Here is a 14,819-nt window from a genome sequence, read left to right as displayed (position 1 = left end):
GAGCCGGGTGCCGGTTCTGACCTTGCGAGCGTGAAGACGACAGCTGTACGTGACGGCGATCATTGGGTCATCAATGGCCAGAAAACCTGGACGACACTCGCCCAGTTCGCTGACTGGGGCTTCTTCCTCTGCCGCACTGACCCGAACGCGAAAAAGCCGCAGGAAGGCATCAGCTTCATTCTGGTCAACATGAAAACGCCTGGCGTTGAAGTGCGCCCGATCAAGCTGATCGACGGCGGACATGAGGTGAATGAAACCTGGCTGACAGACGTGCGCGTGCCGATCGAAAACCTTGTCGGCAAGGAAAACGAAGGCTGGACCTGCGCCAAGTTCCTGCTTGCTCATGAGCGTTCCGGAATTGCAGGCGTCGCGCGCTCCAAGCGCGGCGTCGAAAAACTCCGGGCCATTGCCAGCGAGGAACTCGTCGATGGCGAGCCGCTAATCAAATCCGGCGATTTTGCCCGCAAGATCAGCCAGCTCGAAATTGACCTGACGGCGCTGGAATTCACGGAACTGCGCACACTTGCCTCTGAATCGGCAGGTAAAGGCCCGGGACCGGAAAGCTCGATCCTCAAGATCAAGGGAACCGAGATCCAGCAGCGTCTGACCGAGCTGACGCTTGAGGCGGTGGGTAATTATGCCGAGCCGTACACAGCTGGCATGGAGCCGGACGGCTCCAACGAACGGGGAGTTGGTCCGGACCACTCCAACTTCGTGGCAGAGACATATTTCAACATGCGCAAGACGTCGATCTATGGCGGATCGAACGAAATTCAGCGCGGCATTATCAGCAAGATGATCCTGGGCCTTTAGGGCACACGGGGCAGGGAGAAAAGTACATGGATTTCAATTTCACCGAAGAGCAGACCATGATCCGCGACAGCCTTTCGAGGCTGATCCGGGAGCAGTATGATTTCGACACACGCCGCAAGGTCGTGGCGTCGAAGGATGGCTGGCGTCCTGAAATGTGGGCGCAGTTTGCCGAGCTTGGACTGCTGATGGCGCCGTTCAGCGAAGAAGATGGCGGCCTCGGCGGCGGCCCGATCGACGCAATGGTCGTGATGGAAGAGTTCGGCAAGGGACTGGTTGTCGAGCCCTACCTTCCAAGCGTCGTGTGCGGTGGTGGTTTTCTGAAACGGGGCAGCGATGCCCAGAAGGCTGAGCATCTGGCCGGCATCATGTCTGGCGAGCAGATTTTTGCGTTCGCCTATGCTGAACCACGTGGCCGCTACAATCTTGCCGATCTCGAGACGACCGCCAAGAAAGATGGTGCCGGCTTCAAGATCAATGGCCACAAGGCGGTTGTCATTGGCGCGCCATGGGCAACACATTTCGTGGTCACCGCCCGCACATCCGGCGGACGCCGCGATACCAAGGGTGTCACGGTGTTTGTCGTCGCGAAGGATGCCAAGGGCGTCTCGACGCGCGACTATCCAACGGTTGACGGACGGCGTGCGTCGGAAGTGTATTTCGAGGACGTGTCGGTTGGCGCGGATGCCGTCATCGGCGAAGTCGACAACGGTCTGCCGCTGGTGGAACTCGTGACGGACGAGGCGATTGCCGCCCTCTGTGCCGAAGCGTGCGGTGCGATGAAAGTCGCGCATGAAATGACGGTTGAGTATTCGCGCAATCGCAAGCAGTTCGGCGTTGCCATCGGCAAGTTCCAGGTCCTGCAACACCGCATGGTGGATATGTTCATGGAGCATGAGCAGTCTGTGTCCATGACGTACATGGCCACGCTGAAGCTTGATGAAGATGACGTCACGCGGAAGAAGGCCGCCTCCGCTGCAAAGGTACGGATCGGCCAGGGCGGACGCTTTGTCGGCCAGCAGGCGATCCAGATCCATGGCGGCATGGGCATGACCGACGAGATGGCCGTCGGCCACTATTTCAAGCGCCTGACCATGATCGATGCCGAGTTCGGCAATGTCGATCATCACCTGAAACGCTATACGGAACTGTCGGCCGCTGAAATGCAGGTTGCGGCTGAATAGCTGCGGTATCCGAAGCTAGACCGGGCGCTATCCGTACAGTTCCTGTTCCTTGACGGATAGAATTGACGTGAGAACGCCTGAATGGAAGACGGCCCTCAGGAGCCAGAAATTACGCTGGTTGCTTGAAAAGACCGCAATCAGTGTGCGGACCATGCAGTAGGCAATTTTCAGGATTGTCACACACAGTGAAACGGCCGCCTTGATGAGGGATAATCTTCCTCTTTCAAGGCGGCCGTATGTGATTCCGGACCTGAACCGCCGCTTTGCGATCCATGCGAAACCAAGGCGGGACGGATCAACAGGTTCGAAGACTTTGGCTGTGTCGGAAACGGCGAATTTGCCACCATCCCGCCAGGCCCGGAAGAAGAACTCAGTATCTTCGCCTCCGGTGCGGCCTTTTTCCAACAGGAAGCGCTGGTCGTGGAAGCAGGGGGCATGTATCTGTATAAGGGCGTTGCATGTATGGCCGGTCTGCACGATTCTATTGCGGGCTGTCGGCACATTGGAGTGATAATCTCCCTGCCTTATCCAGGCTGGCGCTGTATCGGGATATTCGGCAATGGCCGGTCCGAAGACAGCATCATAGGGCCCGGACGCAAGCAGGGCGTGCATATCAGCGATCCAGGTGGGCGGAGCCACCTCGTCATCATCGATGAAAGCCAGGAGATCGCCGGTCGCCGCGTCCAGACAGGCGTTCCGGGCAATCGAGATGTTCCGGCTGGGCGCATGGACATACTGGACCGGAACCGGCAAATCCTGCGCAATTCGGGTAACCAGTTCCTGCGCCGACGGCACTTCGTCATTGTCAGCGACGATAATGCGAAGGTCTGAGCCGTCAGGCAGGACCTGATGCCCGAGCGAGCGAAGCGTGTCTGCAAGGGACGCGCGGCGGAACGTGCAGACACAGATATCGATCAACAAGGTATTCTATCCTCAGTGTCTGCCCAGTCAATTTCCGTGGGTTCGTGCAACGGACTGTTCATCAGGGTGCGAGTTTTGTGCCAGATGCAATGCGCCCCGACGGCCTTTCAAACAGAGTGTGTACCCAATGCATCCGCGACGTGGTCGGCGATTGCAAGCGAACTTGTAAGACCGGGGGATTCGATACCAAACAGATGAACGAGCCCGTCATGGCCGTGAAAAGCCGGGCCGTCGATCCGGAAGTCAGCGGAAGGTTCATCTGGACCCGTCAGCTTGGGACGGCATCCTGAATAGTCCGGTACGATCGCACCATCGGGCAGGCCAGGCCAATAGGCTCGCACGGCTTCATAGAATGACGCAGAACGCGCGGCATCCACGCGGTAATTGACTTGGTCGGGGTCATTGTGATCGAGCCATTCAACGTCCGGCCCGAAGCGCATTCGTCCGGTCATATCCAGCGTGACGTGAACGCCCAATCCGCCGGCAACGGGTACAGGATAGATCAGCCTCGAAAACGCAGGGCGCGCCTGACAGCTGAAGTAATTGCCCTTGGCGAGCGCAAATATTGGCAGAAGGGACGTGTTATATCCCTCCATCCGTGTGGCCAGGCGATGTGCGTACAGGCCAGCGCTGTTAACCAGATGACGGGCAATGATTGTGTAGGGCTCCCGTCCGCCTACACTCAGTTCGAACCGGCCATTTGGCAGGATCCGCATTTCCAGCACCGGCGCGTCTAACAGCACATTGCCGCCGTGATCCTCGAGATCGTTCCGGAGGGTGGCCATGAATGTGTGGCTGTCGATCAGACCGGTTTCTTCGGACAGAAGCGCCGTATCGCAACGGAGATCGGGTTCAAGTTCTCTTGCCTCGTATGCGCTGAGCATCCGCAAGCCTTCCACGTCATTTTGCCGGCCTTGAGTGAACAGGGATTCCAGCTTTGCTTGCTGACTGGGATCTGTGGAGACAATCAGCTTGCCGGTGCGTTTGTGCGGGATGTGGTGCTGCGCAAGGTAGGCGTAGAGCTTGCGCCGGCCAGAAACGCACAAGCGATGGCGCAGACTGCCCGTCGGATAGTAGATGCCTGCGTGGATAACTTCGCTGTTGCGCAAGGACGTTCCTGTGCCGATCGCCCGCGCAGACTCAAGGACATACGTTTCGTGCCCGCGGCGAGCCAGTTCGGCGGCGCAGGCAAGCCCGATGGCTCCCGCGCCGACGACGATCATGTCGACTTCCGTCATTAAACGCTGTCCCGCGCGCAACGATGAGGTTCGGTGAGGCGGGTGAGAGGGGAGATCATGAATTATGCAAACGCTTGTTAACAATACGAAATGAACCGATCTTCAGTTCGCATTCCTCCCGATTTCTGGAGGGTCTCAGGGTGACAGTAAACCATGAAGCGTGTAACATTAACCTTCGGTGAGCATGTCGCAATTCTGGACGTTTTTCCTTGGGCTCGACCTCAAGCCGTGATGTGTGAAGGCTTGAATGCTCCGCGCATATGAAACGGTCGGGATAAGCGCAGACGATTTGGCGACACACATAGAATGTGGGTGGGGATGACAGAGAAAGTTTCAATACCGGGTAGTTTTTTCCTGATTTCGGGACGGCGCAGCGACGACCCGCTTCCCCGGGGGTGGCTGATGCGATTGATGAGGAGAAATGCGCCAATCCTCGCAATTTCAGCTATCGTATTCAGCGCATTTTCATCCGTTTCGTGCAAAGAGACTATTCGAATTCGCCGCGTTTGCGACAGTCTGGTGCGTGCGGTGACTGCGCTGGCAGTCGGGGCGCAACAACAGCAGATTAACGGCAAACATGGTCCATGGCTTGCAGCGCGCGGCAAGCTGTTTTGAACTGACACAAAACCATAATTTACCAAGGGAATTGCATTCATGTCGAAATTCAAGCGTTTTTGCCTGCTGAGCGTTGCTGCCAGCAGTGTGATGGCTGCAAACGCAGCCGCTCAGGGCCAGAATTACTATAGCCGCGACAAATACGAGTCAGTGCTGGATCGTCGTCAACCCGCCTACGATCCCGAGCCCATTCGCCTTGGTGCATTTCTGGTTAATTCCAATGCCAGTGCCTCGCTGACCTATGTCGACAACATTCGTGCGACAAACTCGAATGAGGAATCCGGTACCCTCGCCCGGCTAGGCATGGAAGTTGCCGCTCGCACGAACTGGAATGTCCACGAAGTGGGCGTGAATTTGTCAGCGTTTCGCAACGAATACCTTGAAGGCAACGACGAGTCTTCGAACGATTTGCGCGCCCGGTTGCGTGGCCGGCTGGACGTTAACCGTAATGTGTCTGTTGGTGGCGCCGTGTTCATTGAAGATCGGGTCGAAGCTCGAACGGACCTGGCCAATGCTGACGGTCTTGATCGCCCAATCGGAATAACGCGTGTTGGCGCGTCGGTGAATGCGAATTACCAGAGTGACCGGTTCCGCTGGACCAATTTCGTTGAAGTGTCACAAGAAGATTACGAGGATGGCCGCCAGGCGGCATCCGGGATCCTGGTCGATCAGGACTACCGCGACAGAAGTTTTACGGTCGCTCGATCCCGACTGTCTTATGCAGTTTCGCCAAATCTGGCCGTGTATACGCAAGGATCGATGGTTGATCGCTCTTATGACCAAGCTCAATTGCTGGGCGGTGCATTACGCTCGCGCGATTCAAGTGGTTACACGGTGGCCGCGGGTGTCGATTTTGAACTCAACTCGCTTGTCCGAGGTGATATTGCCGTCGGCTACCTGAGCGAGGAGAAGGATGACGATTACTTCAAAGACGTCGATGGCGTGTCGGTGGATGGCCGCATGCAATGGTTCCCGAGCCGGCTGACAACGGTTGGCTTTACTGCAGGGCGCCGGGTTGTCGATATCGGCGTGATCGATTCACCGAGTGCACTTCAAACCAATTTCGGTGCGCGCGTTGACCATGAGCTTCGCCGCAACGTCATACTGAGTGCAGCAGGCAACGTTTCGAGCTATGACTATCAGGAAATCGACCGGACCGACGATGTAAACGACCTGTCGCTGACGGCGGCGTACAAGTTGAACAAACGCGTTCATCTCGAAGCCTTCGCCCGGCACATAGCCCGCGATTCGAGCGGAGGCGGCGTCTTTGGAGACCCTTCATATGACGTCAATCAGATTGGCGTTGGTCTGAAACTTTATCCTTAATATCCCTGATACGTCCTCAGCCCGGTTTACGGCTGAGGCAAAAGTGAATGGTGTAGTGCTTTGACCAAGACGTTTAGTCTGGAAATTCCCTCGCAAGCTGTATCGCAGGGTGGCGATGCCCGCAGCGACATGCCGATTGACTTCAAGGCGTTGGTAGGCACCGTCTATCGCCGCCTCTGGATCATTGTGACCGGCTTTGTCACGACATTCCTGCTTGTTGCGTATGTGACCTTCACGCAGACGCCAATCTACAAAGCAAATGCGATCTTGCAGCTCGATACGAACAGGGAAAACGTCATTGATCTGGGCAGTGTGCTCGGCGGACTGGCTACCAGTACGGCCGTGATAGACACGGAAGTTCGCGTGATGGGCTCAAAGTCGCTTCTTACCAAGGTTGCGACGAAGCTGAAACTTGTGGAAGATCCCGAATTCAACTGGACCCTCGTCGAGCGTAAGCCGAGCATGCTTGATCAGGTCAGGTCTTGGACGGGCCGTGCCGAGAAGGATGTGACGCCCTATGCAAACCTCAGCCCTGATGAACGCGACTCGGCCATTCTTGAGTCAGTTGTCCGTACCTTGGTGGGCAAGGTAAACATCAGTCGCGTCGGGACAACCTATCTGATCAATGTCGAAGTGACGAGCAAGACACCCGAAACGGCCGCGCGGATCGCTAATGCCGTGGCGGACCAGTACCGCGTCCAGCAGTTGGATTCCAAACTCGAAGCGACCCGGCGCGCGACAGCTTGGCTATCCGAGAGAGTGGCTGGTTTGCGCGATGAAGTGGAAGCGAAAGAGCAGCGCGTGGAAGAATTCCGGGCAGCCACCGGGCTATTGTCGGCCCAGGGCGCGACACTTACCGAGCAGCAAATTGCCTATAATACCAACCAGAAAAGCGTGCTGGAAGCCCAGCTGAACCGTGCCCGTGCCCGTTATCAGAGCATGAAGCGGCAGATCGACAGTGGTGCAGGAATCGATGCTATCGCTGAGGTGCTGGATTCTCCCGTCATTTCGAGCCTCAAGGCCCAACGCGCACAAATTTTGCGGCGCGTAGCTGACCTTGAAACGACTCTGGGTCCAGCACACCCCGAGCTCGTTGGCGCACGCAACGAGGCGGCTGACATCGAGCGCCAGATAACGGCGGAAGTAAACCGGATTGCGACAAATCTTGAGAGCGAACTAAAGGTTGCTCAGGACCAGATCAACAGTATCAATTCCAATATCAGCCAGTCGACAGCGCAGCTGCGTGGCAACAATATCAACCTGGTGCGCCTGCGCGAACTTGAGCGTGATGCTGAGACAAGCCGGGTGCTCTATGAAGAGTTCATCAGCCGCTCGAAGGAGACACGCGAGCAGGACGACCTGATTCAGGCCGATGCCAACATCCTTTCGACAGCGTCCGTGCCCGGTGCGCCGAGTTCACCAAAAAAGCTGCTTAACCTGATTATCGGTTGCCTGCTTGGCGGCATCATCGGTGGCGGCCTGGCGCTTATCGCCGAAGTATTCGACATGAAGATCAGTTCGGCCGAAGACATAGAGCGCAAGCTGGGTGTGAATACGATCGGTTCGGTGCCCTTGATCCGCAGCACGAGCCTGTTGCCCTTTTCGCAGGTGAACCCTGCCGACTTCCTCGTGGACAATCCGCTCTCCGCGTTCGCAGAAAGCATTCGCTATCTTCGTGCTGCAATTGCGTTTTCTGATATCGACAGCGAGACGAAAACAGTGGCTGTGACGTCGTCTCTGCCGGACGAAGGCAAGACAAGCCTGACTTTGAGCCTTGGCCGGATGTCCGCAATGTCTGGTTCCCGGACGCTTGTGATAGACGGTGACTTCCGCCGCCGGCAGTTGACTGAGGCCGCCGAACTGTCTCCTGAAATTGGCTTCATCGAACACCTGTTCGGTGCCGGACAGCTGTCGGATGCGATCTGCAAGGATCACAGGAGTATGCTGGACATACTTCCGCTCTCGAAATCAGGTCATGTGCCACATGACGTCTTTGGTACGCGGGCATTCGATGACCTGCTGGCGCGCCTGCGTTCTATGTATGATCTCATCCTGATCGATACTGGACCTCTCCTGTTGATGGCGGAAGCCCGCGTCGTTGCGGGCAAGGCCGACAAGACGATCCTCGTCATTCGGTGGCGTCGTTCGCTTCGGTCTGCGGTGAGGCAGTCGCTACATTTGCTGAAGTCATTCAATGCGGATCTTCTTGGTACGACGCTCAACATGGTCGATCTTAACCGCCGTCGTCATCACAATGATCCCGGCGCGACTTACAAGGCATACAGCAAGTATTATTCGATGGAGACAAAGCGGTCTTTTTTTGGATGGAACAAGACGCCAAAGGATAACTTCACGAAGTCAACCGCGAACTACATTTCGTCTTCGGTGAAAAGCAAAAAAGTGACATTTAGTGCAGAGCCACAGAAAGAAACCTCAGGGCACTAAAGTAGGTTCCTGTGGGGTTTCCGAAGCCGCATGCCCTGGGAACGTCAAAATCGCACTCGGTCATGCGTAAGGTAATGCAATGATCAAGGTGGCATTTTTTGGTCATGATGCGGGTGATGCGGCAGTGCGGCGCCGCGTCCGCGCAATGAGGGATGGAGGTATACGGGTCGTCGGATTCATGATGCGTCGGCAAGACAACGATGCGCCAGAATGGGTTAATATCGATCTTGGCGTCACGCGCGACGGCGCGTTCCTACAGCGGATCGTGCGAATATTTTCGGGCGCGCGCATTGCTGTCGATTCGAGAGATGAGCTTGCGAAAGCTGACGTCATATACGCGCGCAATCTGGACATGCTTGCTTGCGCATTCCTGGCGAAGCTATACGCGAAGCTCGATACTCCAGTGATCTATGAAAGCCTTGATGTACACCGTCTGCTGACGCGCCCTGATTGGATTGGTAAGACCTTTCGGGGGATTGAGAGGCGTCTACTTCGCCGCACGATCGGCCTCGTTGTGAGTTCACCTGGGTTTCTTCGCAATCATTTCGAGAAGCACTATTCTGGTCTGTATCAGCCCTACTTGGTCGAGAATCGCCTGGCGGCAGCGAGCGACTTCGGGCCACGTCCGGATCCGGTTGACACTCGTCCGCAAGCGTCAAATCCAGATGCGCCACTCAGGCTGGGCTGGGTCGGCAATTTGCGATGCCAAAGGTCATTCGACTTATTATGCGCGTTGGCCGATCGCTATCCGGACCAGCTCGATATCAGGCTGCATGGCCAACCGGCCCGAATAGAAATCCCTGTCTTTGAGCCTGAAATTGATGCCCGCGCGAACATGTCGTTCGGCGGAGCTTACCGGTCGCCCGAAGATCTAGCGACCATTTATGGCGGATTGGACGTGGTGTGGGCAGGCGACTTCATGGAAGCGGGCTTCAATTCCAGCTGGCTGCTACCCAACCGGATTTACGAAGGGGGTTACTATGCTACCCCAGCGATTGCACCGGCGGGCACCGAAACGGCAGCATGGATCAACCGACATGATTGCGGAATATCCGTCGAAGAACCGCTGGATGAAACCTTGCCTGAACTATTTGAAGGTATTCTGAACGATCAGAGCAGGTTGGCTGCCTGTCGGAGCCGGTTGCTTGAGATGCCAGATGACGTGTTTATCGAGCCGAACGGGTTTTTTGTGGAGGTATTGGAGCGAGCATTAACCACGGCACGCTCAAAATGAACATGGTGCAGCCCATTCAGGTCAACGACAAGCAAGCGCTGGAGTTTGCGAATCTCTACAGCACGGGCAGCAAGGCACCCGTCTGGGAACAGGCGCTTGTGACATTGTGGTTCTTTGTCACCTATTTGCCACTCGATGGCGTCACGCCTATTCGCTACATGCTCGTTCTGTTCTTTGTCGGCATTACAGGAATTTACTACCGAACGATCGTGCCAGTGATCCTGAAATCCTGGCCCTTGTTCCTGTTGCCTATTTTCGGACTACTTTCATTTACATGGTCGGGTTACCCGTCTGATGCGATCCGGTCGGGGGTTTTGATGCTCCTGACACCGTTGACGATCGTTGTGATTGCGGCTCGGCTAAATACGCGCCAAGCGCTTCGCTGCCTCATGTTTGCAGGCATGATAACCACAATCTACTCTGTCCCTCTCATGGACACATTCATCTTTGGCGGGCCGTACGAGTCTAAAAATCTCTTCGCCATACAGATGCTATTCGCCATGCTGTTGAGCCTGGTTACAGTTCTGAACGAAAAAGAGTTCTTGTGGATCCGCCTGTTGGCATTGCCGTTCGTGCCGGTCTGCTTTGTGTTCCAATATATGGCCGATTCTGCCACGTCCCTGGTCTTTGCGGTCGTGGGCATCCTCGGTCTGGTAGGCATGAAGTTTTTCTGGATCAGCATAAGCCGTATTCGTCACTTGCGCTCATCAATGATGATGCTCGCAGGGGTCATCGTTCTGATAACAGCGATCATCATACTCAATATGCCTGAGAACACGATGATGCAGGACTTTCTTAGACTTGTAGGCAGGGATTCCACATTTTCCGGTCGGGCTGAGATCTGGCGGCAGGCAGAACTGGTGAGTCAGGAGCATCCATTCATTGGTGTCGGATTGGAAGGTTTCTGGCAGTATGACGTTGGCATGGCGCAAACCATCAACGAGAACGACTTCAAGCCATTCGGCACCAAGCTGACATTCCACAATGCGTATTGGGAAGTGCGAGTGCACCTGGGGTATATCGGTCTGTCACTGTTTCTTCTGCTATTGGCCTGGTGCTTTTACCGCGCCTTGCTGAATTGGTTGAAGGCGCCGACGATGGACCATTCCGCCCTGCTGATAACCAGTGTGATCATTCTGTCATCGACCTTCACGGAATCCTATATCTGGAGTACGTTCAACACGTTGGTGAATCTGTACTATTTTGCGGCTGTGACCACCTTGGGAGCCAGTGAGCGAAAGTTCGAACGCCGCGTACCCGTCATCCGGCGGGAAACGGTCTGACGCCTCTTTCCGCGCCATGCCCACGGGTGTTCGCTTTCAGCGGATCGTGAAACTTGGGAGAGGTCGAAATCTGACGCGATTCAGACGCATTCTTGCCCGATTCCAACCCCAAGGTTTGATATCTGCGCGCGAAACAAGTGATGTCGCTTTAAGCTATCGTTAAAGTTGGATGGTCAGAACAGATAATGATGACACCCACCCCAGCCTTCCCGTCCCGCAGGACTTCCGTCGAGTATTCGCTCGAAGCGCAGATGCGTGGCGACGGGGCAGGTTACAGGGGGGAGGTGGACAGTAAATGGCCTATATGGGCAAGGCTCGTCGTAATCGTAGGGATGAGCGCCCTACTTTGGGCAGGAATCATTTCTGGCGTAATGGCCCTGTTCGGCTGAGGCGATACCTAGCCAAGGCTACAACGAACCACCGTTGACCGACCAATGAACGCCTTTGTCCGAACATTGTGAACCTGCGTCTCCCAAAGCTCGAAAACTCACACAGTAAATGGTTGCGCGGGTCTCGTCTTCAAATTCGGGGGGACCGTGCCATCCATACTGCGCTTTGGAACCCGTCCAGATATTCATTATGATGCGACCGCGTGTTTGCGGTATTTGCCTTTCGGCAGACGTTACGGTTTTCACGAGCTTTTCATCGACAAACCAGCTGACCGAGTCTGGCTGCCAGTCGAAAGCATAGAGGTGGGGGGCGTCGGAAGCGTCAAACGGCAGATCGATATAGATTGAACCTTCGGTTTCTCCATTCGCAAAAATATTCGCGTGAAGCCGATGCGTGTCGTTGCCCAGAAACTCGATGTCAATTTCGTCGTGCGGGTCTCCGAAGGTCGAGTCAGTGTGAGTGAAGAAGGATGAAACAACGCCAGATCCGGATGCCGCCTGCATCACGACTTCATAGTGGCCAAATCCATAGAAGCCGGTCTTTTGGACTTCGGCGCCCGAAAATGGTTGGTGGTCGACGGGTTTGCGATTGATTTCCAAGGAAATACTTGGCGCATGGTATCGAACGTTTTCTTCCACCCAACCGGTCCTGAAGAATGTGGAAGGGAACGTGAAATCTGCAACATACCAGTCTGTTTCGTCAAAGCCGTCAGCAAACGACAAGTTGAAAGACTTGTTGTCGCCACGATCAACGATGACCCTGGGAGATGGTCGAAGCCTAGCATATGTCGCGATGCTCATCGCAACCAGGAGCGCTAGTACTATGCATACTGCGATGACGTTCCTGATGCGATTTTCGGATAGTCGATCCATGCTTGTGGGCACCTGTGTGACCGGTCAGATGGGACGATCCTATCGTGCGCCTTCGGATTTGAATACGGCTGGCACCGTCAGGAGAACGATCTTCACGTCGCCCCAAAAAGACCGGGTACGAACATATTCCACGTCGATCGCGACCCGCTGTGGATAAGACGTGTCGCTGCGACCCGTCACTTGCCACAGGCCCGTGATGCCAGGGCGCACAGCGCAGTACTGCCGGAAGTTCTCGCCGTATTTGGGTATTTCACTTTCGACGATTGGACGAGGCCCAACCAGCGACATGTCACCGCGCAGGACGTTGTAAAGTTGGGGCAATTCGTCAATCGACGTCTTTCGAATGAAATGACCGAGTGATGTGATGCGAGGATCATGGGTCAGTTTTTGCGACTCTTCCCATTCGCGCCGAGCAGCCGGATTATTCTCAAGAAGGTGTTCGAGCCGCTCTTGCGCATCCGGTACCATTGAACGGAGTTTGAAACAGTTGAATGTTTCGCCGTTCAGTCCGAAACGCCGCTGGGCATAGAAGGCCTTGCCACCATCCTGCATGCGGATGGCGACGGCAATGGTGAGTATGAGCGGCGCAACAAAGAGGAGTGCCGATCCCGCGACAAGGATATCAAACAAGCGCTTGAAAAAGAGGGCATGGTCGTCAGCGACCGAGGTTCGAAGGCGGGTCGCTGCGTAAGCGGTGGCTTCTGCCTGCCTCGACGATTTACTTAGTCTCAAGCCCATTCTGGTCCCCTGCAATCAACTAGCGGTTTGCTCACGATGCCGCGTCCACTCGACCCGTTTGCAATTTTCTTACCGCGTTGGAGGCTCAGGCTTATTGCGTTCGCCCCAACCAACGCAATCCTTATAGCTCTATTTTCGCGATTTATTAACTCTTCGCATGCATTTTCCCCTCTTGGGCGAAGTATTAGATAAATATTCATTCACATTAGGCTTTTGGCGTATTTTTTCGTATCGTTGTGATATGTAAGTATCAAATCGCTGACCTGAAATGAAACACGCCCGTAATGATCGATTGATCATCGCGGGCGCAGACGTCTCGATTATCTTTCAGATTTTTCAGTCGAGCCCTAGAAGATGCGCTCTCCAATCCGGAGCGTATCGCCAGGTCTCACGACAGTGTTTGTGTCAAGCTTGAAAGCCGCTTCCTCATTTCCGTCAGCGCTTTTGATAAACACGACCTTTTTGTTGGCCCGATAAGTGAAACCACCTGCTGCTGCTACAGCATTCAGCACGGTTAGCCCGGAATTGAATGGATATTCCCCAGGGCGACCGACCTCGCCAAGAATGTAAAACGGACGATAATTGATCACTTCGGCACTGACCTTTGGATCGAGCAGAAAGCCGCTCGACAGATTGGTCGCGATCTTGGTTTCGAGTTCCTGTGTGCTGATGCCGACAGCCTCCACCTGCCCAATCAGTGGCAAAGAAATGGCACCCGTACCATCCACGACGAACTCCCCCGACAATTCGGGTTGGCCGAACACATTGATACGCAACTTGTCGCCCGTGCCTAAAGTATAGGCAGTATTCGTCTGAGCGGTGGCCGATGCCGTCGGGTCGACGACTTGGCGACTCACGGGGCCTGTCGATTGGCAGGCCGTGGCAAACATGAACATGGCTGCAGTTGCCATGAGCGAAATAGAACGAAGCAGCGACATATTTGAAATCTCCAATCTGTGGCGACGATTTGAAGCCAGAGTGTTTCAGTCTGACACAGTCACGTGGTCAGGAAAGTTACGTCCTCACCAATGAGTTTTACGGCCGAGAGCTTACCGCTCAGGAACGCACCCGTGTCCAGACCAATACGGCGATTGTCCCGGTAGACTCCCTCGGCGGGCGTGTGTCCATGAACAATCAGATGCGAAAAATGCCGAGAGTCGTCAAGAAATTCGTCGCGGATCCAAAGCATGTCGCGCGTGCTTTGCTCGTGCATTGGTTTGTCCGGTCTGAGGCCCGCATGAACGAAAAAATAGTCGCCAGCGGAATGGTAAGGCTTGAGCGCCTGGTAAAACGCCAAGTGGTCCGGCGGCAGGCGCTCGCGGAAGGCTGCCCATAGCTTGCTCCAGGCCGCCCGAGCATCAGCCATCGCCTCATGGGATCCTAGGCTGCCACGCGTGTTCGGTGGCTGGAAGCCGTAGGAATAGAGTGTCTCGCCGCCGCCATAGCGAACCCATTGGCTGCCGAATGACTCATCGTCGAGGAATTTTAGGAGGGCCTCTTCATGGTTACCCATCAGGAACACTGTCTCGAACTTGCCAAGGCGGTCGCTCAACAACAGTTCAATCACATCGCGAGACTGCAATCCGCGGTCGATATAGTCTCCCAGGAATACGATTGTCGCGCGCGTACCATTGGGCAAGTTGGTCGCATCTTGCTCGATCTCGACGATCAGGCGTTCCAGCAGATCGCAGCGGCCGTGAATATCGCCGATAGCATAGATGCATTCGCCTTCCGGCGCTGCTGTCACCCTCGTGATGTTCGCA

13 protein-coding genes are annotated in these 14,819 nt (G+C 55.3%); 7 read left to right on the top strand and 6 right to left on the bottom strand.

What is annotated here, in order from left to right; all coding sequences use genetic code 11:
* Positions 1-813, top strand: an 813-nt coding sequence (locus VR74_RS08855) for an acyl-CoA dehydrogenase family protein (protein ID WP_045695994.1), incomplete at its 5' end; no start/stop codon positions are given.
* A gap of 26 nt (positions 814-839) precedes the next feature.
* Positions 840-1,994, top strand: a complete 1,155-nt coding sequence (locus VR74_RS08850; protein WP_045695993.1) for an acyl-CoA dehydrogenase family protein — start codon at positions 840-842, stop codon at positions 1,992-1,994.
* Between the two features lie 27 nt (positions 1,995-2,021).
* Here the strand turns inward: VR74_RS08850 and VR74_RS08845 are convergent, their stop codons facing one another.
* Together VR74_RS08845 and VR74_RS08840 are read right to left on the bottom strand one after the other, a co-directional pair.
* Positions 2,022-2,915, bottom strand: coding sequence for a glycosyltransferase family 2 protein (locus VR74_RS08845; protein WP_045695991.1), 894 nt, complete (start codon positions 2,913-2,915; stop codon positions 2,022-2,024).
* 107 nt (positions 2,916-3,022) lie between these two features.
* A complete protein-coding gene (locus tag VR74_RS08840; protein ID WP_045695990.1) occupies positions 3,023-4,153 on the bottom strand; it encodes an NAD(P)/FAD-dependent oxidoreductase in 1,131 nt (376 codons plus the stop codon).
* A 318-nt stretch (positions 4,154-4,471) separates the two neighbouring features.
* Here VR74_RS08840 and VR74_RS20710 point away from each other — a divergent pair, with 318 nt between their 5' ends.
* From VR74_RS20710 to VR74_RS08820, 5 genes are all read left to right on the top strand, one after another.
* A complete protein-coding gene (locus VR74_RS20710; protein WP_299949958.1) occupies positions 4,472-4,768 on the top strand; it encodes a hypothetical protein in 297 nt (98 codons plus the stop codon).
* Positions 4,769-4,807: 39 nt separating this feature from the next.
* Positions 4,808-6,094, top strand: a complete 1,287-nt coding sequence (locus VR74_RS08835) for an outer membrane beta-barrel protein (RefSeq protein WP_045695988.1) — start codon at positions 4,808-4,810, stop codon at positions 6,092-6,094.
* A 60-nt stretch (positions 6,095-6,154) separates the two neighbouring features.
* Positions 6,155-8,539: a polysaccharide biosynthesis tyrosine autokinase gene (locus VR74_RS08830; protein ID WP_299949957.1), complete on the top strand. Its 2,385-nt coding sequence runs from the start codon at positions 6,155-6,157 to the stop codon at positions 8,537-8,539.
* A gap of 79 nt (positions 8,540-8,618) precedes the next feature.
* Positions 8,619-9,773 (top strand): hypothetical protein, encoded by a 1,155-nt coding sequence (locus VR74_RS08825; RefSeq protein ID WP_299949956.1) that lies wholly within the window; start codon positions 8,619-8,621, stop codon positions 9,771-9,773.
* Positions 9,770-11,056, top strand: a complete 1,287-nt coding sequence (locus VR74_RS08820; RefSeq protein WP_299949954.1) for an O-antigen ligase family protein — start codon at positions 9,770-9,772, stop codon at positions 11,054-11,056. Before VR74_RS08825 ends, VR74_RS08820 begins: the two co-directional genes overlap by 4 nt.
* Positions 11,057-11,463: 407 nt before the next feature.
* Here the strand turns inward: VR74_RS08820 and VR74_RS08810 are convergent, their stop codons facing one another.
* From VR74_RS08810 to VR74_RS08795, 4 genes are all read right to left on the bottom strand, one after another.
* The gene (locus VR74_RS08810; protein WP_299949952.1) at positions 11,464-12,318 is read right to left on the bottom strand and encodes a family 16 glycosylhydrolase; all 855 of its coding nucleotides are present in this window, start codon (positions 12,316-12,318) and stop codon (positions 11,464-11,466) included.
* Positions 12,319-12,357: 39 nt separating this feature from the next.
* Complete coding sequence (locus VR74_RS08805; protein ID WP_299949950.1) at positions 12,358-13,056, bottom strand: sugar transferase; 699 nt, start codon at positions 13,054-13,056, stop codon at positions 12,358-12,360.
* 347 nt (positions 13,057-13,403) lie between these two features.
* Positions 13,404-13,994 (bottom strand): polysaccharide biosynthesis/export family protein, encoded by a 591-nt coding sequence (locus VR74_RS08800; RefSeq protein WP_045695981.1) that lies wholly within the window; start codon positions 13,992-13,994, stop codon positions 13,404-13,406.
* A gap of 59 nt (positions 13,995-14,053) precedes the next feature.
* On the bottom strand, positions 14,054-14,819 hold a 766-nt coding region (locus VR74_RS08795; RefSeq protein ID WP_045695979.1), incomplete at its 5' end, for a metallophosphoesterase family protein.

The organism is Hyphomonas sp. BRH_c22 (assembly GCF_000961795.1).
Lineage (GTDB): Bacteria > Pseudomonadota > Alphaproteobacteria > Caulobacterales > Hyphomonadaceae > Hyphomonas.
This window is presented reverse-complemented; position numbering and strand designations above follow the sequence as displayed.

Bases quoted from the DNA above. Each gene is read 5' to 3' on its own strand.
- VR74_RS08850 (WP_045695993.1), top strand. From the start codon at position 840: ATGGATTTCAATTTCACCGAAGAGCAGACCATGATCCGCGACAGCCTT.
- VR74_RS08840 (WP_045695990.1), bottom strand. From the start codon at position 4,153: ATGACGGAAGTCGACATGATCGTCGTCGGCGCGGGAGCCATCGGGCTT.
- VR74_RS20710 (WP_299949958.1), top strand. From the start codon at position 4,472: ATGACAGAGAAAGTTTCAATACCGGGTAGTTTTTTCCTGATTTCGGGA.
- VR74_RS08835 (WP_045695988.1), top strand. From the start codon at position 4,808: ATGTCGAAATTCAAGCGTTTTTGCCTGCTGAGCGTTGCTGCCAGCAGT.
- VR74_RS08825 (WP_299949956.1), top strand. From the start codon at position 8,619: ATGATCAAGGTGGCATTTTTTGGTCATGATGCGGGTGATGCGGCAGTG.
- VR74_RS08820 (WP_299949954.1), top strand. From the start codon at position 9,770: ATGAACATGGTGCAGCCCATTCAGGTCAACGACAAGCAAGCGCTGGAG.
- VR74_RS08810 (WP_299949952.1), bottom strand. From the start codon at position 12,318: ATGGATCGACTATCCGAAAATCGCATCAGGAACGTCATCGCAGTATGC.
- VR74_RS08805 (WP_299949950.1), bottom strand. From the start codon at position 13,056: ATGGGCTTGAGACTAAGTAAATCGTCGAGGCAGGCAGAAGCCACCGCT.
- VR74_RS08800 (WP_045695981.1), bottom strand. From the start codon at position 13,994: ATGTCGCTGCTTCGTTCTATTTCGCTCATGGCAACTGCAGCCATGTTC.